We start from the raw sequence: 23,263 nt of genomic DNA on the forward strand, positions 1-23,263 counted from the left end.
GCTCACTGCTCCTGCTCGCCGGTGACCGCCGCGATACGCGAGATGACCGTGCTCCAGCCGTTGCTCATATTGCGATAGGCGGTATCGTTGCGCGGCAGGACAAAGCCCGAATGGACCACGTGCAGCCGCGTGCCGCCCTCCGCCGCCTCCAGCGTATAGGTAACCACGGTATCGAGCAGCGAGCCGTAACCCGCGTTGCCCTCATGACCGCCCTTCCACGAATAAGCGAAGCGTTCGTTGGGGATCACCTCCAGCACCTGGCAGTGAATCGTGCCATCCCATTCGCCCGCCGGCGTCGTCTGATACGTGAAGCGGTTGCCCGCCACGGGCACGAAGTCGCTCGGCACCATGCCGAGCCAGCGCGCCATCAACTCGCCCGAGGTCAACGTCTTCCAGATCGTCTCAGGAGCGTGGGGAAACACCTCGTCGACCACGATCTCGCGGGCGCGGGTCTGCAATGCGGCGTCGTTCATGGATCGATCTCCTTCAAAAGGTTACGCAGCGTATCGAGGCGTTCGCGCCAGAAGACCTCGTAATGGTCCAGCCAGTCGAACAGCGGGGCCAGGCCTTCGGGCTTGGCGCGATAATAGACGTTCCGCCCCTGCGGCCGCTCGGCGACGAGGCCTGCCAGCTTCAGCGACTTGAGATGCTGCGAGACTGCACCCTGGGTCACGCCGCTCGACCGGGTCAGCTCGGCGACGTTGATTTCCTTCGCGCGGGCAATCCGCTCGAACACGGCGCGCCGCGTTGGATCGGCGAGCGCGCGCATGACGGAATCGATAGGGCTGGGCTGGATCATGCGAATCAATTAGGATTCGCTAATCAATTAGTCAATGCTAATTGTATCGTCGCACGACGCGCGTGGACAGTCGTGTCCTGGGTGGGCTATCGGCCGCGCATGCCAGTCACCGCCACGATCATGAATTCCACCACCGGCCAGCCGATTCAGAAGCTGACCTTCGGCCGCATGCCCAAGCCCTGGGCCTCGTTCACGCTGGAGAGCGGCGAACTCGTCACCGCGGATCGCGTCGATATCGGCAAGCCGGCGCCCGGCAAGGTCGTGGTGCCGGTATCGGTCTGGGTCACGCCGAAGAAATAGCGGCCTTCCGCCCGGCGCCAGCAACACTTCGTTACAATCGACCGCGCCGCCGCGCATTGAAACCCTAACCCCGTCCTCCTAGATTGGTCTTGCGGGACCGGGCCCCTCTGGCGGCGGCTTCACCTGAAGCCCCGTGATGTCGGACCGCATCGAGCTAGCTCGGTGCAGGTTTGGCGGCTGTCCGTCACCACCCCTCACCGAGAGACCGGCTCGATCGATGTAACTGTCGATGGAGTGGCATGTGAATACCCTGATCGAGCGGCTGATCGCCGCGCACCGCATCCTCAACCGCGAAATTCGCCGCGAGCTCGCTCGCCGGTTTCCCGATCCCCTGCGCCTGAGCCGGCTCAAGAAGGAGCGGCTCGCGATCAAGGACCGGCTGTTCCGCCATTTCCCCGACGCGGCCGAGATGCGCCGCCTCGCCCGCGGCGCGATCCGCCGCGCGCGCCACGCCTAGGAGAAACCACCAGTGGACAATCTTTCCGCCTTCAACCGCAGCGCCGCCAGTGCCGCGCAGGTCCGCTACGATGAGGGCCTGCGCCGGCACATGCTCGGGATCTACCGCAACATGGGGCTGGGCCTCGCCATCACCGGCGTGATCGCGCTCCTCGTCGCCAGTTCGCCGCCGCTCGTCGCCTTGATCTTCGGCACCCCGCTGAAGTGGGTGGCGATGCTGGCGCCGCTCGCCTTCGTGTTCTTTTTCACCTTCCGGATCGAGCGGATGACGACGGCAGGCGCGCGCACGGCCTTTTTCGCGTTCGCCGCGATCATGGGCGTGTCGATGGCGAGCATCTTCCTCGTCTTCACCGGCACCAGCATCGCGATGGCGTTCTTCACGGCTTCGGCGATGTTCGCGGGCCTCAGCCTGTGGGGCTATACCACCAATCGCGACCTGACCGGCATGGGGACCTTCCTGTTCGTCGGCCTGATCGCAGTGATCGGCGCGAGCCTGGTCAACCTGTTCCTCGGCTCGAGCCTGCTCCAGATGGCACTGTCGGTCGTCGGCGTCGTGGTGTTCGCGGGTCTTACCGCTTGGGACACGCAGCGCCTGAAGAGCGAATATCTCGTCTACGGCAACAGCCAGGCCGCCGAGAAGCTCGCAATCATGGGGGCGCTGTCGCTGTATCTGAACCTCATCAACATGTTCCAGCTGCTGCTGGGGCTGATGGGCGAACGGGAGTAACAGCATGAGCGGCAACTTCACTTGCCCCGTCGACGGCACCAAATTGGTGCCGATCGAGCGCTCGGGGATCGAGATCGATCATTGCCCCAGCTGCCGCGGCGTGTGGCTGGATCGCGGCGAGCTCGACAAGATCATCGAGCGCAACGCCACGTCGGCGGCGCCGGTGCTGCCCCAGCAATCGCAGCCCGCGCCGCAGGCAACGCCTTGGTCGGACGAGCGTCCGCGCTACGACGACCGCCAGCGCCACCATGGCGGCCATTATCCGCACAAGAAGCGCAAGTCTTTCCTCGAAGAGCTGTTCGACTAGGCCCCCTTACCCCGGACAGCCTTCAACCTTCGCCCGTCGCCGATCCGTCGGCGGCGGGCGTTTCTTTGCCCGGCCGCCGTCGCTATCGTCACGCTCCAACGATCGGGAGAGCGAGCAATGGTCACGCGCAGAACGATGCTCGGCGGCGCCGCGGCACTTACGACGACCGCCATACTCCCGGTCCGCGCTGCCCCCGCTTTCGTCCGGCGGGAAGGCACGCGGCTGATGCTCGGGGGCAAGCCCTATCGCTTCGCAGGTGCCAACCTCTGGTACGCCGCCTGGCTCGGTGCCGACGCTCCCTATGGTGATCGCGAGCGGCTCAAGCGCGAGCTCGACACGCTCGCCGCGACCGGCGTCACCAACCTGCGCATCGCCGCCTCGGCCGAGGATTCGCCGCTCAAGAACTCGGTTAAGCCCGCCTTCCACGGCGCCGGGCCCGATTCCGCCGATCCGGCATTGCTCGACGGGCTCGATTTCTGCCTCGCCGAGATGGCGAAGCGGAACATGAAGGCCGTGCTCTATTTGACCAATTTCTGGGAATGGTCGGGCGGGATGATGACCTATCTCTATTACGTCACCGGCAAGTACATGGACGTCAACGATCCCGCGCATCCCTGGCCCGCCTTCCCCAACGCCGTCGCCCAATTCTACGCCAATCCCAGAGCAGTCGCGCTCAATCATGCGTGGGTGCGAAAGATCGTCGGCCGCACCAATGCAATCACCGGCACCGCCTATCGCGACGACCCGACGATCGTGGCGTGGCAGCTCGCCAACGAGCCGCGCCCCGCCGGCGACCTCGCCACCGCGACGCCTTTGCTCTCCGCTTATCATGCATGGGTCCAGGGCAGTGCCCGCCTGATCAAGTCGATCGACCGCAACCACCTCGTCTCCACCGGCAGCGAGGGACTGATGGGCAGCGTCGGCAGCGCCGACATCTTCCGGAAGGCGCATGGCGTTCCCGAGATCGACTATCTCACTGCCCATATCTGGCCGCTCAACTGGAGCTGGGTCGACGCGAAGGACATTCCCGGCACGCATGCCGCCGCCACGGCCAAGGTCGCCGAATATCTCCAGCAGCATCAGGCGCTGGCGAAGGCGCTGGGCAAGCCGCTGGTGATCGAGGAATTCGGCTATCCGCGCGACGGCGGTGGCTATGATCCAGAGGCAAGCACACACTTCAAGGACCTGTATTACCAGCAAATCTACGACGCAGTGCTCAACAGCGCGCGCACCGGCGGCCCGATCGCCGGTTCGAACTTCTGGGCGTGGAACGGTGCCGGCCGCGCGCTCCATGGCGACCACCGCTTCCGCTCGGGCGACACTGCCTGGCTCGGCGATCCCCCGCATGAGCCGCAGGGCTGGTACGGCGTGTTCGATACCGACGCGAGCACGCGGGGTGTGATCACCGCGCATGCGAAAGCGCTGGCCAGCGTGGGCGAGCCGATCGCCGCATAATTCAGCCTCCCCCGCCAGGGGGAGGTGTCGCTGAAAGCGACGGAGGGGGAGGAAGCACGCCGGTCCGTTCTGGCATCCTCCCCCTCCGTCAGCCTGCGGCTGCCACCTCCCCCTGGCGGGGGAGGATATCGTTGCTCGCGAAAGCTTCCCTACTCGCGTCCCAAACAAGCCTCCGTTGCCGCTCCGGCCCGCACGGCCCATTTGCCTCCCATGGCATCTCTGCTCGATCCTTCCGCGCGTGGGCGCGTCATTCTCGTCGGCGCCGGTCCGGGCGATCCCGGGCTGCTCACCGTGCGTGCCGTCGAGGCGCTGAAGCAGGCCGACGTGCTGGTCCATGACGGGCTCGTCGATCCGCGCGTGCTCGATCTCGCTCCGCGGGCGCACCGCATCTCGGTCGCCAAGCAGCGCGCGCGCCACACGCTGTCGCAGGAAGCGATCAACGCCCTCATCATCGCGCATGTGAAGACCGGCGCGATCGTCGTGCGGCTAAAGGGCGGCGACCCGTTCATCTTCGGCCGCGGCGGCGAGGAAGTCGAAGCCGTGCGCGCCGCCGGCCTGCCGGTCGAAGTCATCCCCGGCATCTCCGCCGCATTGGGCGCCGCCGCCGAGGCGATGCTCCCCCTCACCCATCGCGACTGGTCGAGCGCGGTCAGCTTCGTCGCCGGCCAATGCAAGGGCCTCAGCGAACAGGATTGGTCGGGCCTCGCCGGCAAGGGCCGCACGCTCGTCATCTACATGGGCGTCGCGACCTGCCCCGACATCGCCGACAAATTGATGGCCGACGGCGTCGCCCCCGACATGCCCGTCGCAGTGCTCGAGCGCGGCACGCTCGAAGGAAGCCGGGCGCTGCGCACCTTGCTCGCCGATCTCGGCCCGATGGTCGCGCGCGAGAAGGTGCGGAGCCCGGCGATCATCGTCGTCGGCGAAGTCGTGATGCTCGCCGATGCCGAGGACAAGCTCGCCGCATGGGCCAAGACTGCGGAGGCGCTCGCATGAAGCTGCTCACCGGAAACGATCTCGCCACGGGCGACGTGACGTGGTGGACCGGCACCGGCTGGTCGCGCCATGTCGAGGACGCAGTCGATGTCGACGAGACCGGCGAGGCGATCGCCACCGAGGAAATCGGCGCCCGCCGCGTCAACGCCGCTTATGTGATCGATGCGGTGTCGACCCCCGAAGGACCGCGCCCGGCGCATATCAAGGACCGCATCCGCGCGCTCGGCCCCACCGTGCGCCTCGATCTCACGCTCAAACCCGCCGACCCCGATGCCGGCAGCTGGGTGATCTGACATGTACAAATACGACAGATACGATCAGGCGATCGTCGACGCCCGCGTCGAGGAATTCCGCGATCAGGCCGCGCGGCGCCTCTCGGGCGCACTGACCGAAGACCAGTTCAAGCCGCTGCGGCTCAAGAACGGCCTCTATCTCCAGCTCCACGCCTATATGCTGCGCGTCGCCATTCCCTATGGCACGCTCGACAGCCGTCAGATGCGGATGCTCGGCCATATCGCGCGCAAATATGATCGCGGCTACGGCCATTTCACCACGCGGCAGAACGTCCAGTACAACTGGATCAAGCTGGAGGAAGCGCCCGATATCCTCGCCGAGCTGGCGACGGTCGAGATGCACGCGATCCAGACGAGCGGCGAATCGATCCGCAACCTCTCGTCGGATCAATATGCCGGCGCCGCTGCCGACGAAGTCGCCGATCCGCGGCCCTGGGCCGAATTGCTCCGTCAAGCGACGACCTTCCATCCCGAATTCAGCTATCTGCCGCGGAAGTTCAAGATCGCGGTGACCGCCGCCGAGGAAGACCGCGCCGCGATCCGCCTCCACGATGTCGGGCTCAAGCTCGTCACCAACGATGCCGGCGAGATCGGCTTCGAAGTCTATATCGGCGGCGGCATGGGCCGCACGCCCTTCGTCGCGCCGCTGATCCGCCCGTTCCTGCCCGCGGACAATCTGTTCAGCTATCTCGAGGCCGCGCTGCGCGTGTGGAACCGCTGGGCGCGCCGCGACAACATCCACAAGCAGCGCATCAAGATCCTCGTCCACGATCTGGGCCAGGAGGAATTCACGCGCCAGGTCGAGGCCGAGTGGCAGGCGATCCTGCCCAACGGCACGGACGTTCCCCGCAAGGAACTCGATCGGATCGCCGAATATTTCGCGCCGCCGCCGTTCGAGGCCGGCTTGGCCGACACCGTCGACCGCACCGATCCCGATTTCGCCGTCTGGCTCGATCAGAACGTCAAGGCGCACAAGGCGCCGGGCTATGCGATCGTCAACATCAGCCTGAAGCCGATCGGCGGCATCCCGGGCGACGCCAGCGCCGACCAGATCGATCTGATGGCCGACCTCGCCCAAAAATACAGCTTCGACGAGCTGCGCGTGACGCACGCGCAGAACATCGTCCTGCCGCACGTTCGGAAAGCCGATCTCCGTGCGGTGTGGGAGCATCTCCGCGACGCCGGACTGGCCGAAGCCAATCTCGACCTGATCAGCGACATCATCGCCTGCCCCGGGCTCGATTATTGCAGCCTCGCCAATGCGCGCTCGATCCCCGTCGCGCAGAAGATCGCGACGCGCTTCGCCGATCTCGGCCGCCAGCGCGATCTCGGCGAACTGAAGCTCAAGATCAGCGGCTGCATCAACGCCTGCGGACACCACCATGCCGGCCATATCGGCATCCTCGGCGTCGATCGGAAAGGCACCGAGAATTACCAGCTCCTGCTCGGCGGATCGGGCGCGGAGGATGCCAGCCTCGGCAAGATCACCGGCCCCGGCTTCGACGAGGACGGCATCGTCAACGCCGTCGAGAAGGCGACCGCTGTCTATCTCGCCCGCCGCGAGGAGGGAGAACGCTTCCTCGACACTTATCGCCGCATCGGCATGGAGCCGTTCAAGGAGGCGCTCTATGGTTGATTCAACCTGCCATTTGGTCGCCCCCGCTCCGTTCGTTTCGAGCGTAGTCGAGAAACGGCCAGGCAATCCTTCCTCTCGGTTTCTCGACTTCGCTCGAAACGAACGGTGGGGAGACGCGGCATGACCGACACCCTCCTCCGCTTCCGCGATGACGAGATCCACGAGGAGCCGGCGGTCACGCTGGACTCGTTCCTCGGCCAGTCGAACGCCACCGCGGTCCGCATCGAAGCGGGCGAGGACGCGCGCGCGCTCCTGCCGCATCTCGATCGCATCGCTCTCGTCGAGATCGATTTCCCGCGCTTCCGCGACGGCCGCGGTTATTCGAGCGCGCAGATCCTGCGCGAGGCGGGCTACAAGGGCGAGATGCGCGCCTCCGGCGACGTGCTGGTCGACCAGATGCTGTTCATGCTCCGTTGCGGCTTCGACAGCTTCGCACCCGCCGCCCCGATCGACGAAGCCGTGCTCGCCGCGACGCTCAATCGCTACGACTATGTCTATCAGACCGCCGCGGACGGTGCCGTCCCCGTCTGGAAACTCCGCCATGGCTGAGGCAACGGCGCGGAAAATCGATCGGCTGGACCTCGCCCCGCGCTTTACCGAGCAGGATGCGATCCGCCTGAACAACATGTTCCGCGGCAGCTCGACCGACGAGATGCTGCGTGCGGTGATCGGCGACCATATGGTCGGCGATCTCGCAGTGGTCTCGTCCTTCGGCGCCGAATCCGCGGCCTTGCTCCATCTCGTCGCCTCGATCGATCCTTCGGTGCCCGTGCTCTTCCTCGAGACCGGCCGGCATTTCCCCGAGACGCTCGCCTATCGCGACCAGCTCGTCGCCCGGCTCGGCCTCAAGGACTTCCGCAACCTCCGGCCCGATCCGGAAGTGCTCGCCGCGCGGGACGCCAACGAACTGCGCTGGTCGTTCGACCCCGACGGCTGCTGCGAGATCCGCAAGGTCGTGCCGCTCGCCAAAGGGCTCGCGGCGTTCGACGCGACGATCACCGGCCGCAAGGCGTTCCAGGCGAAGACCCGCAACGCCTTGCCGCGCTTCGAGATCGACACCTCCGACGCCTCCGGCCGGCTCAAGGTCAACCCGCTTGCCGACTGGACTCGCGCCGATCTCGACGCCTATTTCGCGGAGCACGATCTGCCCGTCCATCCGTTGGTGGAGAAGGGCTATCTGTCGATCGGCTGCGCGCCATGCACCAGCGTGGTCAAGCCCGGCGAAGACCCTCGCGCCGGCCGCTGGCGCGGCTGGGACAAGACCGAATGCGGCATCCACACGCCGGTCAACGACGGCGACGTGGACCAGCCTTCGTTCTGAACGACATCGCCGGGAACCGCTCTGCGGCGACCCCGGCGATCCTCTCCAGCCAATCTCAGAACAGGATCGGCAGTCGCGGCAGGATCGAGTTGCGCCCGCCCTCGCCGCGCGCTTCGACACCCAGGCTGCCGAACAGCATCGCCCCGCCAAGGAACGCGCCGAGCAGGAAGCTCAGCCCGGCGAGCGTCTCGCCGTCCGACGATCCCGGGCCGAAGATCTGCCCCGGCTTGGTCAGGTTGAGATCGGCCTGCGTCGCGACCTCGCCGGTATAGGCCGAGCGCCAGCCGGCGCCGCTGTCATTCTCGTGGAGCACGAAGCCGTCGGCGTTGGCGCGATCGAGCGCGCGGCCGTTGCTGCCCATGCTGATCTCGAGATCACCCAGCTTCTGCTGGCTGAGCCCCGTCACTTCGATCGCCTGATCGCCCTTGGTGATCGCCACCGAGCTGGCGAAATAGACGTTCGGATTGCCCTGGCCCTGCTCGGTGTTGATCGTGATCTTGGTGCCGTTGTCGAGCGTGAAGGTGGTCGTCCCCCAGAAGTCGTAGACGTGCTGGCCGTTCACATCGACATGCGGATCGCCCCAGATCCGGGTGGTCTCGCCGGTATTGGCGTTGGTGATCGTCATCTCGCTGTTATTCTCGTTGAGCTGCAGGCTGTAGCCGTCGCCCAGATCGATGGATGCCTTGCCCTCGCTGCCGGTCTTCACCGTCCAGCTGGCCTGGGTCTCGCCGCCGCAGCGCGCGTCGACATTCCAGCCGCGCGGGAAGCAGGACGAGGCGAAGGGTCCGGCGCCGAGGGGGTTGAGCAATTTGCCCGCGATCCCCGCCGCGAGCACGAAATTGGCCGAGGCCGATCCGGCGGCGAGCGCCTGGAATGCGCCCGAGAAAGCAGTGTTCGCAGCGATAGCGGTCATGTCGCGTCCCCTGTGGGTGGTGAACAGGAGCGACGTTACGCCCGCGCTCCGATCCGCGCGCTCCGCATTCCGACTAGACGCGCTAGTCGCTTCGATTAGCCGCGCATCCGCCCCGTCCCGTCGCTCAGCTGGCCCAGGCGGCGAGGTCTTCTTCCTGCGCCACCATCGCCAGTCCGTGCGCGATCGAAGTGAGTTCGCCTCCGTCCCCGATCCGCCCCTCGCCGAAGCGCCGCGCGAAGATCGCCCGCACCGCGGGGATCAGCGACGAACCTCCGGTCAGGAACACCCGATCGATGCTCGCCTCGGTCACTCCGGATATGGCGAGCGCCCGGTCGACGGTCGTCTCGATCCGGGCAAGGTCGGGGGCGATCCACGCCTCGAAATCGGTGCGCCGCACGTCGGTGGCGAGTTTCACGCCGCCGCCCTCGAACCTGAATTCGGCCTGCGCCACGTTCGACAATGCGCGCTTGAGCCTGCCCACCGCGTCGTACAGCCGGTAGCCGAGCTCGTTCTCGATGATCGCGATCATCCGCGCGATCGCGGCGGGGTCCTCGGCAGAGCGCTGGAGCTTGTGCAGCGCCTCCAATGTCCGCCGGTTGCGCATCAGCGCCAGTCGCGACCAGTCGCCGAAATCGGCGAAATAGCCGGGCGGGATCTCGAGCATCTTGTCGAACGATCGATAGCTGCCGCCCTTGCCGAGCAAAGGAAGCACCAGTTGATCGATGATCCGGTAATCGAAGCGGTCGCCGGCGATGCCGATCCCGGCGTGCCCCAGAGCGGTGCAGCGCCGCGCCGCGCCCGGCGCATCGACTCGCACCACCGAGAAGTCACTGGTCCCGCCGCCGAAATCGGCGACGAGCAACGTCGCCGGATCGCTCAGCCGCTTCGCGTAGCTGAACGCCGCGCCGATCGGCTCGTAGACATAATGGACTTCCGCGCCGAACCCCGCGAACATCGCGTCATAACGTTGACGCGCCAGCACCGGATCGGGCCGGCTCCCGGCATATTCGATCGGCCGCCCCACCACGATCCGCTCGGGCCGCGCGCCGAGCTTGCCGCCCGAATGTGCCGCCAGCTTCGCGAGGAAGGTCCGCCCCAGTTCCTCGAACCGCAGCCTCTTGTCGAACACCGAAGCATGCTCGAACGCACTGCTCGCCGCGACCGATTTGAATGATTGGAGAAAGCGGCTCCCCTCGGGATATTCGAGATATTCGGCGATCGCCCAGGGCCCCGCCTCGACCTTTACGCCGCCATCTTCCCAGAAGCACAAGGCCGAGCGAAACACCGCGCTGACGCCTTCGGGGCCTGCGAACGCGACCATCTCCGGCGCCTCGCCCGCGGCAGCGAGCGCGACGACGCTGTTGGTGGTGCCGAAGTCGAGCCCGAGGGCAGTTGCGGTCACGTCCAGGTCCTATCGATAGCGAGGCGGCGCCTATGGCCGGCTATCCCGGCGCTGCGCAAGGGGCGCCTGTCCGCTCAGGGGACAAAGCGGCGGCCGCGACGTCTCCGCAATTGCTTGCGGACGACAACCGCTTCCTCGTATCAATCACTTACACGATGCGGTTCGAATAAACGCGCGACCAAGTCGATCGGCGGTTCCGGCTGAAAGTCGAGCTGGCGAAAGACCCTATTGCGACCTTCTGGGAGGATATCTCATGGCCTTTGACCTAAACGGTGGCGCCAGCGGAGAGGATGCCGCCTTCTCCTACAGGATCGGCAATCTTGCCACCTCGGTCGCGCCGGACACGGTGGTGGCCAATCTGGTCAGCGATTTTCGCGGAGGCTCGCTGAGCTTCTCGCTGGTGGACGGTCGCGCAGGAGACTTTTTCACCCTTGTCGCGCAGGGCGGGATCACGGTGGTCCGGCTCTCGGACACCAATGGCGAGGTGCGGTTCAACGGGACCTATATCGGCGCCTTTTCAGGCTCCACCATTCAGTTCACCACCGGCACGAACCTGGTGTCGCCGGCCGCCGTGCAGGCCCTTGTTCGCGCCATCTCGTTCGTGAACACATCCAGTACCCCGGACAACGCGCCGCGTGCGGCGACCATCACTCTGACTTTGCCCGATCAGACGGTGCTGACCCGCTCGGTCGCCATCACCTTAGACGCGTCGCAGAACATCATCGAAGGGGACGCCGGCGACAATGTCCTGACGGGGACTGCGGGCGACGATGTCCTGCGCGGTCTCGCGGGGGCGGACACCCTGCAGGGCGGCGACGGCACCGACACTACCGATTATAGCGGTGGCACCGACGCGGTCTCGGTCGATTTGGCCACCGGCGTCGGCCAAGGGGGCGCCGCCCAGGGTGACCAACTGACCAGCATCGAAAGCGTGATCGGCACCAGCGGGAACGATCAGCTTTTCGGTGACGCGGCGGCCAACCGTCTCACCGGCGGGGCAGGCAACGACCTCCTGCGCGGCGGCGCCGGCGGGGATATCCTCGATGGCGGCGATGGCGTCGATACCGCCGACTATACCGGCCATGCCGCCGGGGCCGGCGGCCTGCGCGGCGTGTTCGTCAGTCTGGCGACCGGAATTGGCTACAGCGCGGCGCTCGGCGACTACCTCGTTAACATCGAGAACCTCATCGGCTCCTCGCATCAGGACGAGCTCACCGGAGATGCCGGCGTCAACCGCATCGAAGGTCGCGACGGGATAGACACGATCGAAGGCGGCGGCGGAGCGGACGTCCTCATCGGCGGCACCGGCGGAGACTGGCTCAGCTATCGGGGCTCGTCCGGCGGCATATGGATCGACCTGAGCACCGGTATTGGTCAGTGGAGCGATGCGGCGGGCGATACGGTGAGCGAATTCGAGAATGTCTACGGATCCGCTTTCGACGATCTCATCGTCGGCGACAATGGCGACAACCGGCTCGCCGGCGGGGACGGCAATGACGAGATTTGGGGCGGCGACGGGGCAAACTTCCTCTTTGGCGAAGGGGGAGACGACATCCTTCATGGCGGGGCCAATCTGGACTCGCTGAGCGGCGGCGCGGGCAATGACACCGCAACCTATGCGGGGAACGCGATGGGCGTTCGCATCATGCTTGGTCGCGGCGTGGTTACAAGGAATGACGGGCTGGACCAGACTTTGGTGTCGTCGATCGAAAATGCCGTGGGCACTTCCTTCAATGACCTGATGTCCGGAGACGTAAACGCCAATATCCTGTCCGGTGGCGACGGCAACGACGTGTTTGACGGAGGTGGAGGCGCCGATGTCCTGGATGGCGGCAGCGGCCACGACATCGCCGATTACAGCCTGAACGAAAACAGCAAAACAACGCCCGGCGCGGTATGGGTGAATCTGGCGGTTGGGCAGGGCTTCTGGAACGATGCCGAAGGTGACGTTCTGACTGGTATCGAGGACGTGCGCGGCTCCGCCTTCAACGACCTGCTGTACGGCGATGCCGGGGTCAATTTCCTCTACGGCGGCAACGGCAACGACTATCTCGGCGGGGGTGCCGGCGCCGACGTCCTCGAAGGCGGCAGCGGGCAGGACACGATCGACTATAACGGGTCTTTCGGCGGCATCTGGGTGCATCTCGGCACCGGCCAGGGTTTCTGGAACACTGCCGAGGGCGACAGCTTTACGGGCATCGAGAATGTTCGCGGTTCGTGGGGGAACGACCTCATCTATGGCGACGCGGGCAACAACATCCTGTTCGGCAATGACGGCGATGACAATCTCGGCGGCTGGATCGGTGCCGACACGCTCGATGGCGGCAACGGCACCGACACCATCGATTTCAGCGGCGATTATGGCGGGGTCGCGGTAAGCCTTCGGGCCGGCGTCGGTTTCTGGAATTTCGCTGAAGGCGACCGCTACATCGGCATCGAGAATGTGAAGGGATCGATCTTCAACGATTTCATCGAAGGCAATAGCGGCGCGAACGTGCTGACCGGCGCGGGCGGCGAGGACCTGTTCACCTTCGTCGCCGGGTTCGGCGCCGACATCATCACCGACTTCAACGGCAACGGCGCCGCCAGCGGCGACCGGATCCAGTTCGGCGCGGGGATGTTCACTGGCTTTGCCGACCTTCTCGCGCATTCGAGCCAGGTCGGAGGCGACGTCCGCATCCAGCTCGACGCATCGAACTATCTCACCCTTCAGGGCCTCCAGCTCGGATCGCTCGACGCATCGGACTTCCTGTTCTGACACGCCACTACGGACGGCCGGCAGCGCTGACTGCCGGCCGTCGCGAAGTGCTTACGTCGCTTGTAATGTAGGATTTCGCATGATTGGCTGAGCGCCCGGTCCGGCATGCCGGTCGCGCTCTTTGACTCGGTCGATCCCAGCCGCCGCGCGCGCAAGCAAATTTCCAACCCGCGCAATTTTATGAGCGAATCCGCGGGAAAAGTGCGAAGTTAAGCGCGCGAAATCCAACAAGCGGCCCCGCGACTCGTCCCTCAATATGCCTCGTGCGCCAAGTCGCTGAACTTGGTGAACTGCCGGTCGAAGCGCATGTGCACCGATCCCGTCGCGCCGTGGCGCTGCTTGGCGATGATCACCGTCGCCTTGTTCGCCACTTCGAGCTGTTTGGCCTGCCACGCCTCATACGCCATCCGCTCCTCGGCGGTCTCGGTGCCGTCGGGTACCTTGGTAGGCGCCTTGAAATCGTGATAATATTCGTCGCGATAGACGAACAGCACGATATCCGCGTCCTGCTCGATCGATCCCGATTCACGAAGGTCCGAAAGCTGCGGGCGCTTGTCCTCGCGGCTCTCCACTGCGCGGCTCAGCTGCGAGAGCGCCAGCACCGGCACGTTGAGTTCCTTCGCCAAGGTCTTGAGGCCGCGGCTGATCTCCGAGATTTCCTGCACGCGGCCGTCGCCCGACGCCTTGGCGCTGCCGGTCAGCAGCTGGAGATAGTCGACGATCACCATGCCGATCTTGTGCTGGCGCTTCATCCTTCGGGCGCGCGTGCGCAAGGCCGCGATGGTCAGGCCCGGCGTATCGTCGATGAACAAGGGCAGCCGCTCGAGATCGCCCGCGGCGCGCGCGAATTTCTGGAATTCGGCATGGCTGATCTGCCCGGTGCGGAGCTTCTCCGAGACGACCTCCGCCTGCTCGGAAAGGATACGCATCGCCAGCTGGTCGGCCGACATTTCGAGGCTGAAGAACGCCACCGGCGCGCCGATCGACTTCTCCTCGGGGATCCCCGCCTCGAGATCGTCGGCCCAGCGCTTGGCGGCGTTGAACGCGATGTTGGTCGCGAGCGAGGTCTTGCCCATGCCCGGGCGTCCGGCGAGGATCAGCAGGTCCGATCGGTTGAACCCGCCGGTCGAGGCGTTGAGATCGGTGAGGCCCGTCGTGACGCCCGAGATGCCGCCACCCGAGTTCATCGCCTTCTCGGCCTGCCGCACCGCCAGCGTCGCGGCGCGAGTGAACGATTTGAGCCCCGCGTCCGAATCGCCCTTTTCGGCGACTTCGTAGAGCTTCATCTCGGCCTGCTCGATCTGCTTGGCCGGGTTGATGTCCTGGCTGGTGTCGAGCGCGCCGTCGACGAGATCCCGCCCCACCGTCACCAGCGCGCGCAGCATCGCGAGGTCGTAGATCTGGTCGGCGAACGAGCGCGCGCCGATCAGGCTCGCCGGGTTGCCGGTGAGCTGGGCCAGATAGGCCGGGCCGCCGACTTCCTTCATCGCCGGATCGGCGGCGAACAGCGGCCTGAGAGTCACCGGCGTCGCCAGCCGGTTGTCGCCGACCATCGCGGCGATCGCCTCGTAGATCCGCCCGTGCAGCGGCTCGAAGAAATGTTCCGGCCGGATCTTCTGGAGCACGTCCTCCGCGACGCGATTGTCGATCATCATCGCGCCGAGCAGCGCCGCCTCGGCCTCGATATTCTGGGGCAGGCTGACGCCCTCGGGAGTTTCGGGAGCGGGGAAGGGAATCGGTTGTGCCATTTGATCTCTAGTCGCGTACGCAGCCTCCGGCTTCAACCGTCACGCTTGTGAATAACGGGCATGAGCGGATAGGAGCCGTCAATGGCCGATCCGCGCATCATAGACGTAACGCTCGACGAGCGCACGATCCTGTGGCGCTCGGCCGATATCGAGCAGGAACGCCGCATCGCGATCTTCGACCTGCTCGAGGAAAACCGCTTCGCCCCCCAGCGCAAGCATCCCGACGGCTATGAAGGGCCCTACAAGCTGCATCTCCGCGTCGAGGAAGGCCGGCTCGCGCTGGAAATTCACCGCGCCGACGATTCGCACCTCGAGACGCTCGTCCTCGGCCTCGCCCGCTTCCGCCGCCCGATCCGCGACTATTTCGCGATCTGCGACAGCTATTACCAGGCGATCCGCAATGCCTCGCCCGCGCAGATCGAGACGATCGACATGGCCCGCCGCGGCGTCCACAACCAGTCGGCCGAACTGCTGATGGAGCGGCTCGAGGGCAAGATCCAGGTCGACTTCGACACTGCCCGCCGCCTCTTCACGCTGATCTGCGTGCTCCACATCAAGGGGTGACCACGCTTCGGTCCCCGCGCCGCGTTCCCGAACTGCGGATCGCCTGCTATTCGACGACGATGAAGGCTCTATCGATAGCGGCGGCTCTCGTGCTGACGAGTGCCACAACCTCAGCAGCGAACCAGCTTGCCGGGCCGCAATCGAAGTGGAGCGGTGAAGTGGCCGACGAAGCCCTGACGCCCGCTTCTCCGCTCGACCCGCTGCCGGTCGTGTACGGAAGCGCGCGTCGCATCGCTCTGCCCGCTCCGAAGGGTCCGATCCCCGACGCCGCGATACTGCCGATCGGCGAAGGCGGTGGCACGGTCTCGTTGCTCGCTCCCTGGTCGGGCGGCTGGATCGTCGGCACCGATGGCGGCGAATGGGGTGGCAGCCTCTACCTCGTCACGCCCGCGAGGCGAACCATCCTCGCGCAGGGAAATGTGCGCGGCGGCTTCACCTGGCGCGGACGTCTTTACGTGGTTTCCGGGTTGCACCATCTGACCCTGGATGAGGGGGCGTTATGGGAAGTGGATCTTCGCGCCGAAAAGCGCGTCGGCAGCATCCCGCTTCCCGCGAGTCCCGAAGAACTTCTCCTGACTCGCGAGCAGCATCTGATCGTGCGCACCCGCAAGGGAGACGTCGCGCTGTTGCCGAATGGTGTCCTCGCCCCGCCCGGTGAATTCTAGCAATCGAAAAGACCGATATAATGAACGACGAAACCGCACGCACATTGATCATCGCCGCCCGCGAAGCGGCGAAGAATGCCTATGCACCTTATTCGAACTTCGCGGTCGGCGCAGCGGTGCTGCTCGGCGACGGCAGCATCGTCACCGGCGCCAATTTCGAGAATGCCAGCTATGGCCTGTCGCTCTGCGCCGAAACGGTGGCGCTGGCGACGGTCAACGCCCAGGGCCGCTTCCGCGACGTAGTGGCGATCGGTGTGATCGGCGGCCGGATGGGCCATGCCGACACTGCACCGGTGAGCCCCTGCGGCCGCTGCCGCCAGGTGATCAACGAAGCAGCGCAGGTGGGCGGACGCGACATTCCCGTCTATTGCGGGAGCGCGGCGGGCGACGAGATCGCCATCTACAAGCTTTCCGAACTCCTCCCCCACGCCTTCGGCCCCGCCGATCTCGGGCTCGCCTGAGCCGGGTTGCCAAGGGTTTCGCCGGCTGCTTTGGTAGCGCTAACGGAGGAGACGCCATGAAGACGACGTACCGGAGCGCGCTCGCGCTGCCGATCCTGCTTGCCACGCCCGCATTCGCGCAGGATGCACCGCTCCTCCATCCGATGTTCCAGGATCATGGTGTGCTCCAGCGCGACCGGCCGATCGCGGTGTGGGGCGATGCGGCGGCCGGCGAACGCGTGGAAGTGGCGCTCGGGGGCCGGAAGGTGCTGACGCGGGCCGACAAGGAGGGGCATTGGCGCACTGACTTGCCGCCGATGCCTGCGGGCGGCCCCTACACGCTCTCCGCTGCCACGCGCGGCGGCAAGAATCAGCGCGCCGAGGACATCATGATCGGCGACGTCTGGCTCTGCTCGGGCCAGTCGAACATGGAATATCCGGTCAGCGGCGTGCTGGGCGCGGCGGGCGAGATCGGCAAGGCGAACGATCCCGATCTTCGCCTGATGACGATCGAAAAGAAGACCAGCCTCAGCCCCGAGCGCCAGTTCCCCACGCCGGTCCAGTGGCAGCGGGCCACGCCTGACACCGTGCGCGAATTCTCCGCAGCTTGCTATTTCATGGCACGCGATCTGCGCGCGACGCAAAAAGTGGCGATGGGGCTGATCGACGCTAGCTGGGGCGGCACTGCGATCGACGCCTGGCGTCCCGAAAGCGCGCTGGCAAAGGATCCGGCCGCGGCGCAGGACCTTGCGCTTCTCGGCAGGTATCGCGCCGATCCTGCCGCGGCGAGCAGGTTGTTCGGCGAGCGCTGGATGGCATGGTATCGCGGCAAATCGGGCGATGCTGCCGGTACCGAGCCGTGGCAGGCCGATGCACCCGGCGAGTGGCGCGTTTTGCCTTCGTTCGATGCTTGGGAGAAATGGGGCGTCGCCGATCTGGCCGAGTATAACGGCCTGCTCTGGTACCGCACCGAAGTGACGCTGACACCCGAGCAAACGGCCAAGGGCGCCACGCTCGCGCTCGGCCCCGCCGACGACATGGACGCGAGCTTCGTCAACGGCGTACCGGTGGGCGTGACGTACGCCTGGGGCGTGCCGCGCCTCTATCCACTCGCACCGGGTACGCTCAAGGCGGGCCGGAACGTGATCGCGGTGGGCGTGCTCGACACCTGGGGCGAAGGCGGCCTCACCGGCACCGCCGACCAGCGCGCGATCCGCTTCGCTGACGGCAGCAGCGTGCCGCTGGCGGGGCCCGAAGGCTGGCGCTGGCGCAAGGCACCGGCGGGAATAGACGGTCCGCCGCATGCGCCGTGGGAGGCGATCGCCGGCTTCTCGGGCATCTACAATGCGATGATCGCGCCGATCGGACCCTATGGCCTGCGTGGCGCGGCCTGGTACCAGGGCGAGGCGAATGCCGGTTCGCCGGATGGCTATGCGGAGAAGCTCGGCAGCATGATGGTCGCCTGGCGCGGCCAGTTCGGCAAACCGGACCTGCCCTTCCTCATCGCCCAGCTCTCGGGCTGGGGGCCGCGCGTGCCCAAGCCGGTCGAGAGCGGCTTCTCGCAAATCCGTGACGAGCAGCGCCGTGCCGTCGCCGCCGATGCGCATGCTGCACTGGCAGTGACGGTCGATCTCGGCGACGTCGTCGACATCCATCCGGCCAACAAGCTCGATGTCGGCCACCGCCTCGCCCGCGGCGCCGAAGCGCTGACCTATGGCGGCAAGGCCTCGCCCTCGGGCCCCTGGCCGGTCGAGGCACGGTTCGAGGGCGCAGTCGTGCGCGTCCGCTTCACCGGCGCCGACAAGGGGCTGGTGACGTATAGCGCCGCGCAGCCGATCGGCTTCGAACTCTGCGGCACCGCTTCCGGCAGCTGCCGTTTCGCCACCGCCACGCTCGCGGGAAGCGACGTTTTGGTCGCGGTGGGCACCGGCGCTGCCGATCGCGTGCGTTTCTGCTGGGGCGACAGCCCGATCTGCAATCTCTACGACGGCACCGGCCTTCCCGCGACGCCGTTCGAATTGCCGGTGCGGTAGAGTCAACTCACTCCCCTCCCTGCAAGGGAGGGGCTGGGGGTGGGTGCGAGCGCAGCGAGCCCATCGAGATGCATGGAATGAAGGAAAGACCGGGCATCGAGCCGGCCTTTCCTTACCCACCCCTAACCCCTCCGTTGCAGGGAGAGGAATTTGCAGGTCGATGCAGCCCAGCCCCTTGCGAAGCGCCGTGCTTCTCGCGAAACCGGACGCAACACCTCAGGGGGATTCATGAGCATTCTTTCCGACCGCTGGATTCGCGAACACGCCCTCGCCACCGGCATGATCGAGCCGTTCGTCGAGGCGCAGCGGCGCGAGGGGTGCATCAGCTACGGCCTGTCGTCCTACGGCTATGACGCGCGCGTCGCCGACGAGTTCAAGATCTTCACCAATGTCGACAGTGCCGTGGTCGATCCCAAGGACTTCGCCGCGAACAGCTTCGTCGATCGCAAGACCGACGTCTGCATCATCCCGCCGAACAGCTTCGCGCTCGCGCGCACCGTCGAATATTTCCGAATTCCGCGCGACGTGCTGGTCATCTGCCTCGGCAAGTCGACCTATGCGCGCTGCGGGATCATCGTGAACGTGACCCCGCTCGAGCCCGAGTGGGAGGGGCATGTCACGCTCGAATTCTCGAACACGACGCCACTGCCGGCGAAGATCTACGCCAATGAGGGCGCGTGTCAGTTCCTCTTCCTCAAGGGCGATCAGCCCTGTGAGACGAGCTATGCCGATCGCGCGGGCAAATATATGGGCCAACGCGGCGTGACGTTGCCGCGGCTGTGAACGTACTCGTTTGATCTAGGAGGCGTCATCCGGCCTCGTGCCGGATCCACCGGGAGACGGGCATCAGGCCAGAGGCCGAAGGCCACCGTTGATGCATCGTGGACCCCGGCACAAGGCCGGGGTGACGGTTGTGGTTGGACGCAAGCTGTCTCGCACCAACAAGAGCGACAATCGTCGCAGTCAATCAGCGGGCGCTGAACTGCACCGCGTCGAGCCGGCGCAGGCCGCGTTGCGCTAGCGCATGCGAGCCGGCGGTCTGATCGGCGCTCACGTCCATCAGCACATCGTCCCTGCTCAATACCTTGGTGTATAGGTTGCGCGCCTCGCCCGCGCGACCGGTCTTGGCATAGACCGCGGCAAGGTTGAGCAGCAGCTCGGGACGCCCGGGATGGATGCGCAACTCGGCGAGAAGCTTCGACTCGGCCTGCGCATAATCGCCTTGGGCGATCTGGGTGCTGCCGACAGGGTTTTCCTGCGCCTGGACCGGCAAAGCCGCGAGAAGTGGCGCCGCGGCAAGGAGATAGAAACCAATACGCATAGCATCCCTCCAAGGATCATTGCACCACGGTTACTATTCCGTGACATCTTAATGACTCTTGTATGACACTTTCGTTGCACTCCATCAATTGCGTATAATGCACGCGCAAAAAGAAAGGCGGCCCCAAAGGACCGCCTTTCCAAGTTTCCAGGGCAGCGCCGAAGCGCGGCCTTTTAGAAGTCGTTGCGATACTGCTCGTTGCCGACGAAGCCGAGCTTGCTCACATTCGCGCGCTTCACGATCGCGAGCACGCGATCGACCACGTCGTAGCGAGCCTGCGGATCGGGCTGGAAGTGCAGTTCGGGCTCCGGATCCTGCTGGAGCGAAGCATCGAGATACTGACGCAGCGTCACATCGTCGATCTGCACGCTGTTCCAGAACACATTGCCGTTCGCGTCGATGTACAGCTTGTTCTTCTGCGGCTCCACCGGAGGCGCGGACTGATTGCTGTTCTGCGGAAGATCGACCTTCACTGCGTGCGTCTGGATCGGGATGGTGATGATGAACATGATGAGGAGCACGAGCATGACGTCGATCAACGGCGTCGTGTTCATTTCCATCATCGGTTCGCCGTCGTCGCGGCCACCGCTCATTGCCATTGAAGTAACTCCTTAAACGGTGCGCGTCACAGGCGGACGGTACCGGAGCCCGCGGGGGGTTCCGAGATGAAGCCCACCTTCACGAAGCCAGCCATCTGCATCGTGTAGATCGTGGCGCCGATGCAACGATACGGCGTGTTCACGTCGCCGCGGATGTGCACTTCGGGAAGCTCGAGACCGGCGGCATTGGGGCCACCCTGGCGCTCGATTTCCTTCTTCAGCTTCTCGACCGCACGGTCGAGCAGCTCCTGGTGGCCCACCGGGGTCATGCCCCAATAGACCTGGCACTGGCCGCCGGCACCGGTCACCGAAAGCGCGACATTTTCGGGTTTGGTGGTGGTCGGTTCGAACTGCACCTTGGGAAGTGCGAGATCGATCGTCTGGATCACCACCGGGACGGCGATCAGGAAGATGATCAGGAGCACCAGCATCACGTCCACGAGGGGCGTGGTGTTGATGTCCGACATCGGTGCTTCATCGCCGCTGTCGCCTACGCTCATCGCCATTGGGCGTTATCCTATCCTTCTAACTCGCCGCGGGGCGAACCCTGCGGCGAAGGGCCGCACGCCGGAGCGCGCGGCCCGATGCTTTCAGCTTATGCGCGGGTCTGCACGCCACCGGCCTGGCCGGCGGTCGTGGTGGTGCCGGCCGGCTTGGCGCCGGTTGCCGGAGCGCCGACCTTCTTGACTTCGGGACGGACGCGGCCGTCAGATGCCAGGAAGCCCAGAACGTCGTTCGAGAACGCGTTCAGGTTCTCCGCGATCGCCTTGTTGCGGCGCTGCAGGAAGTTGTACGCGAGCACGGCGGGAACCGCGACGACCAGACCGAGCGCGGTCATGATCAGCGCTTCACCGACCGGGCCGGCGACGGCGTCGATCGAAGCCTGACCCGCCGCACCGATCTTGATCAGTGCGCGGTAGATGCCGATGACGGTACCGAACAGACCGATGAACGGCGCGGTGGCGCCGGTCGTCGCGAGGAACGCGAGGCCGCCGGCGAGCGACGAGTTGATCGTCGCTTCCGAGCGGGCGAGCGAGCCGTGCAGCCAGTCATGGGCCTCGACAGGATCGGTGAGCTCCTTGTACTGCTCCTGCGCCTGCAGGCCGTCGTCGACGATCTGGCGATAGGCCGAGTTCTTCTCGAGCTTCGCCGCGCCTTCGCGCAGGCTGTTCGACGACCAGAAGCCGGCGCGGACCCGCTTGGCCTGGTTCATGATCTTCTGCTGCTCGAACAGCTTGGTGAACAGGATGTAGAGCGAGACGAAGAGCATCAGCACCAGGATGCCGAACACCGTCTGAGAGATAAGGCCGCCCTCACGGAGCGCGGGGAGCAGGCCGTACGGATTGTCGCCCTTGGGCGCCGCAGCGGCGAGAATGGTGGTGAGCATTGTCGGTTCTTTCCTCTAAATAGATAGCGCTTGTTCCACACTCCGGCGCGCCGGGGAGCGGCGCGCCGGCCACTCAATCAGTTCTTCGGCAGTTCCCAGCGGAAACGGCTGGCAAACGTCGCCGGGATCTTGTTCCCGCTCGCATCCTCTGCAGGCGTGAAGCGCGCGCGGCGCCGCAGCAGCGAGCAGGCGGTGCTGTCGAGAGTCGACGAACCGCTGGACGATGTCACCTGGCAGTCAGTCACCTTGCCACCTGCATCGACCGAAAGGCGGAAGCCCGTCGTTCCCTGCTGTTCGGCGCGGATGGCTGCTGCCGGATAATCGTCGTTGGTCACCCAGCTGCCCGGAGGCGTGCGGGGCTTGAGCGGCTTTGCGATGCGCGGCGGTGCCGGCGGCTGCGGCGGCGCGGGAGGCGCAGGCGGAGCCGGCGGCGTGATCGGCGGCGGTGGTGGAATGATATTGGTGGTAGCCATAGGCGGCGACGGCACCTGGACCTGCACCTGGGCCGGCGGCACCACGACTTGAGTCGGGGGCGGCGGCACGGGGCTGTCCGGCGGCGGCGGCGGCGGCGGAACCTCCTCGGGCGGGGGCGGTGGCTCTTCGACCTCGAAGGTCTTCAGCTCTTCCGCCTTCTTTTTGATATATTGGTATGCCAAGCCCGTGACGAAGGCATATCCCATGCCAGCCACGATTATTGCGACGACTACGATCGCAACGAACCGGCTGCCACTTACATTCCGGTCAGCGTAAGCCATTCGGCAACGTCACTCCTCTAATCTTATGCGACCCTGGGCTCCGGAATGTTCCGCGCACAAGCTCGTCCGCCGTTCGCTTGCTTGCGTCGGTGCGGCAGAGCGCGAGTCTCTATCGCGGGCATTCGGGGTACGCAAACGCTTTGTCGGACAATCGGTGCCTACGGGCGCTCCATGACGGAATTATTTCTGTATAAGAACGCGGCGATCCGGTAACGGAAGACTATGATCCGCGTATCCCTGATGGCTTTTTGTTGCGCGTTATCCTTAACCGCGCCTGCCCAATCCGCCCCGCAAACCACGCAAAACCAAGCATCTCCGGCTGCTGTATTGCCCAGCTATGCCACTGTTGCGGGGCTAGTTCTGGGCGCACCTTTGATCCTCGACGCGC

General features: G+C 65.6%; 26 protein-coding genes. 16 read left to right on the forward strand and 10 right to left on the reverse strand.

Going from position 1 to position 23,263, the window contains the following annotated elements; all coding sequences use genetic code 11:
- Positions 1-2: 2 nt before the first annotated feature.
- Entirely contained in the window at positions 3-473 is a 471-nt protein-coding gene (locus BR78_RS0104045) for an SRPBCC family protein (protein ID WP_029935100.1), read from the reverse strand.
- The gene (locus tag BR78_RS0104050; protein WP_231478142.1) at positions 470-769 is read right to left on the reverse strand and encodes an ArsR/SmtB family transcription factor; all 300 of its coding nucleotides are present in this window, start codon (positions 767-769) and stop codon (positions 470-472) included. The genes BR78_RS0104045 and BR78_RS0104050 overlap by 4 nt, the downstream gene beginning before the upstream one ends.
- Positions 770-898: 129 nt before the next feature.
- On the opposite strand from BR78_RS0104050, the gene BR78_RS0104055 reads away from it, so the two are divergent.
- From BR78_RS0104055 to BR78_RS0104100, 10 genes are all read left to right on the forward strand, one after another.
- Positions 899-1,099: a hypothetical protein gene (locus BR78_RS0104055; RefSeq protein WP_029935104.1), complete on the forward strand. Its 201-nt coding sequence runs from the start codon at positions 899-901 to the stop codon at positions 1,097-1,099.
- Positions 1,100-1,340: 241 nt separating this feature from the next.
- Positions 1,341-1,556, forward strand: coding sequence for a YdcH family protein (locus tag BR78_RS20355; protein WP_231478144.1), 216 nt, complete (start codon positions 1,341-1,343; stop codon positions 1,554-1,556).
- A gap of 90 nt (positions 1,557-1,646) precedes the next feature.
- Positions 1,647-2,282, forward strand: a complete 636-nt coding sequence (locus tag BR78_RS0104065; RefSeq protein WP_081855670.1) for a Bax inhibitor-1/YccA family protein — start codon at positions 1,647-1,649, stop codon at positions 2,280-2,282.
- A 4-nt stretch (positions 2,283-2,286) separates the two neighbouring features.
- Positions 2,287-2,589, forward strand: a complete 303-nt coding sequence (locus BR78_RS0104070) for a TFIIB-type zinc ribbon-containing protein (protein ID WP_029935108.1) — start codon at positions 2,287-2,289, stop codon at positions 2,587-2,589.
- 117 nt (positions 2,590-2,706) lie between these two features.
- The gene (locus BR78_RS0104075) at positions 2,707-4,044 is read left to right on the forward strand and encodes a glycoside hydrolase 5 family protein (RefSeq protein WP_029935109.1); all 1,338 of its coding nucleotides are present in this window, start codon (positions 2,707-2,709) and stop codon (positions 4,042-4,044) included.
- A 210-nt stretch (positions 4,045-4,254) separates the two neighbouring features.
- A complete protein-coding gene (gene cobA, locus BR78_RS0104080) occupies positions 4,255-5,040 on the forward strand; it encodes a uroporphyrinogen-III C-methyltransferase (RefSeq protein ID WP_029935112.1) in 786 nt (261 codons plus the stop codon).
- Positions 5,037-5,333: a DUF2849 domain-containing protein gene (locus tag BR78_RS0104085; RefSeq protein ID WP_029724791.1), complete on the forward strand. Its 297-nt coding sequence runs from the start codon at positions 5,037-5,039 to the stop codon at positions 5,331-5,333. The genes cobA and BR78_RS0104085 overlap by 4 nt, the downstream gene beginning before the upstream one ends.
- A gap of 1 nt (position 5,334) precedes the next feature.
- Positions 5,335-6,969 carry a nitrite/sulfite reductase gene (locus BR78_RS0104090; RefSeq protein ID WP_029935115.1) on the forward strand — a complete coding sequence of 545 codons (1,635 nt, stop codon included), beginning with the start codon at positions 5,335-5,337 and terminating at the stop codon, positions 6,967-6,969.
- Positions 6,970-7,089: 120 nt separating this feature from the next.
- Positions 7,090-7,518, forward strand: a complete 429-nt coding sequence (locus BR78_RS0104095) for a DUF934 domain-containing protein (protein WP_029935116.1) — start codon at positions 7,090-7,092, stop codon at positions 7,516-7,518.
- Positions 7,511-8,290, forward strand: a complete 780-nt coding sequence (locus BR78_RS0104100; protein ID WP_029935118.1) for a phosphoadenylyl-sulfate reductase — start codon at positions 7,511-7,513, stop codon at positions 8,288-8,290. The genes BR78_RS0104095 and BR78_RS0104100 overlap by 8 nt, the downstream gene beginning before the upstream one ends.
- Before the next feature lie 55 nt (positions 8,291-8,345).
- On the opposite strand, the gene BR78_RS20820 is transcribed toward BR78_RS0104100, so the two are convergent.
- Together BR78_RS20820 and BR78_RS0104110 are read right to left on the reverse strand one after the other, a co-directional pair.
- Positions 8,346-9,203, reverse strand: coding sequence for a DUF1521 domain-containing protein (locus BR78_RS20820; RefSeq protein ID WP_051683185.1), 858 nt, complete (start codon positions 9,201-9,203; stop codon positions 8,346-8,348).
- 124 nt (positions 9,204-9,327) lie between these two features.
- Complete coding sequence (locus BR78_RS0104110) at positions 9,328-10,605, reverse strand: Hsp70 family protein (protein ID WP_029935123.1); 1,278 nt, start codon at positions 10,603-10,605, stop codon at positions 9,328-9,330.
- A 253-nt stretch (positions 10,606-10,858) separates the two neighbouring features.
- On the opposite strand from BR78_RS0104110, the gene BR78_RS0104120 reads away from it, so the two are divergent.
- Complete coding sequence (locus tag BR78_RS0104120; RefSeq protein ID WP_029935125.1) at positions 10,859-13,363, forward strand: calcium-binding protein; 2,505 nt, start codon at positions 10,859-10,861, stop codon at positions 13,361-13,363.
- Between the two features lie 251 nt (positions 13,364-13,614).
- Here BR78_RS0104120 and BR78_RS0104125 read toward each other — a convergent pair whose 3' ends face one another.
- Entirely contained in the window at positions 13,615-15,111 is a 1,497-nt protein-coding gene (locus BR78_RS0104125) for a replicative DNA helicase (protein WP_029935126.1), read from the reverse strand.
- 81 nt (positions 15,112-15,192) lie between these two features.
- On the opposite strand from BR78_RS0104125, the gene BR78_RS0104130 reads away from it, so the two are divergent.
- The 5 genes from BR78_RS0104130 to dcd all read left to right on the forward strand — a co-directional run bounded on the left by BR78_RS0104130 (position 15,193) and on the right by dcd (position 19,596).
- Positions 15,193-15,675 carry a UPF0262 family protein gene (locus tag BR78_RS0104130; RefSeq protein ID WP_029935128.1) on the forward strand — a complete coding sequence of 161 codons (483 nt, stop codon included), beginning with the start codon at positions 15,193-15,195 and terminating at the stop codon, positions 15,673-15,675.
- Positions 15,672-16,340 carry a hypothetical protein gene (locus BR78_RS0104135; RefSeq protein ID WP_156022207.1) on the forward strand — a complete coding sequence of 223 codons (669 nt, stop codon included), beginning with the start codon at positions 15,672-15,674 and terminating at the stop codon, positions 16,338-16,340. The genes BR78_RS0104130 and BR78_RS0104135 overlap by 4 nt, the downstream gene beginning before the upstream one ends.
- Before the next feature lie 20 nt (positions 16,341-16,360).
- Entirely contained in the window at positions 16,361-16,801 is a 441-nt protein-coding gene (locus tag BR78_RS0104140; protein ID WP_029935133.1) for a cytidine deaminase, read from the forward strand.
- Between the two features lie 56 nt (positions 16,802-16,857).
- Positions 16,858-18,813 carry a sialate O-acetylesterase gene (locus BR78_RS0104145; RefSeq protein ID WP_029935136.1) on the forward strand — a complete coding sequence of 652 codons (1,956 nt, stop codon included), beginning with the start codon at positions 16,858-16,860 and terminating at the stop codon, positions 18,811-18,813.
- Positions 18,814-19,041: 228 nt separating this feature from the next.
- Positions 19,042-19,596, forward strand: coding sequence for a dCTP deaminase (gene dcd / locus BR78_RS0104150; RefSeq protein ID WP_029935137.1), 555 nt, complete (start codon positions 19,042-19,044; stop codon positions 19,594-19,596).
- Positions 19,597-19,780: 184 nt separating this feature from the next.
- On the opposite strand, the gene BR78_RS0104155 is transcribed toward dcd, so the two are convergent.
- The 5 genes from BR78_RS0104155 to BR78_RS0104175 form a co-directional block, all read right to left on the reverse strand.
- Positions 19,781-20,134 (reverse strand): tetratricopeptide repeat protein, encoded by a 354-nt coding sequence (locus BR78_RS0104155; RefSeq protein WP_029935139.1) that lies wholly within the window; start codon positions 20,132-20,134, stop codon positions 19,781-19,783.
- A 173-nt stretch (positions 20,135-20,307) separates the two neighbouring features.
- Positions 20,308-20,733 carry an ExbD/TolR family protein gene (locus BR78_RS0104160; protein WP_029935141.1) on the reverse strand — a complete coding sequence of 142 codons (426 nt, stop codon included), beginning with the start codon at positions 20,731-20,733 and terminating at the stop codon, positions 20,308-20,310.
- A 26-nt stretch (positions 20,734-20,759) separates the two neighbouring features.
- Entirely contained in the window at positions 20,760-21,239 is a 480-nt protein-coding gene (locus BR78_RS0104165; RefSeq protein WP_029935144.1) for an ExbD/TolR family protein, read from the reverse strand.
- A gap of 89 nt (positions 21,240-21,328) precedes the next feature.
- A complete protein-coding gene (locus BR78_RS0104170; protein ID WP_029935146.1) occupies positions 21,329-22,120 on the reverse strand; it encodes a MotA/TolQ/ExbB proton channel family protein in 792 nt (263 codons plus the stop codon).
- A gap of 77 nt (positions 22,121-22,197) precedes the next feature.
- The gene (locus BR78_RS0104175; protein WP_029935149.1) at positions 22,198-22,875 is read right to left on the reverse strand and encodes a TonB family protein; all 678 of its coding nucleotides are present in this window, start codon (positions 22,873-22,875) and stop codon (positions 22,198-22,200) included.
- Positions 22,876-23,263 lie beyond the last annotated feature (388 nt).

This window comes from Sphingomonas sp. UNC305MFCol5.2 (assembly GCF_000712135.1).
Classification (GTDB): Bacteria; Pseudomonadota; Alphaproteobacteria; order Sphingomonadales; family Sphingomonadaceae; genus Sphingomonas.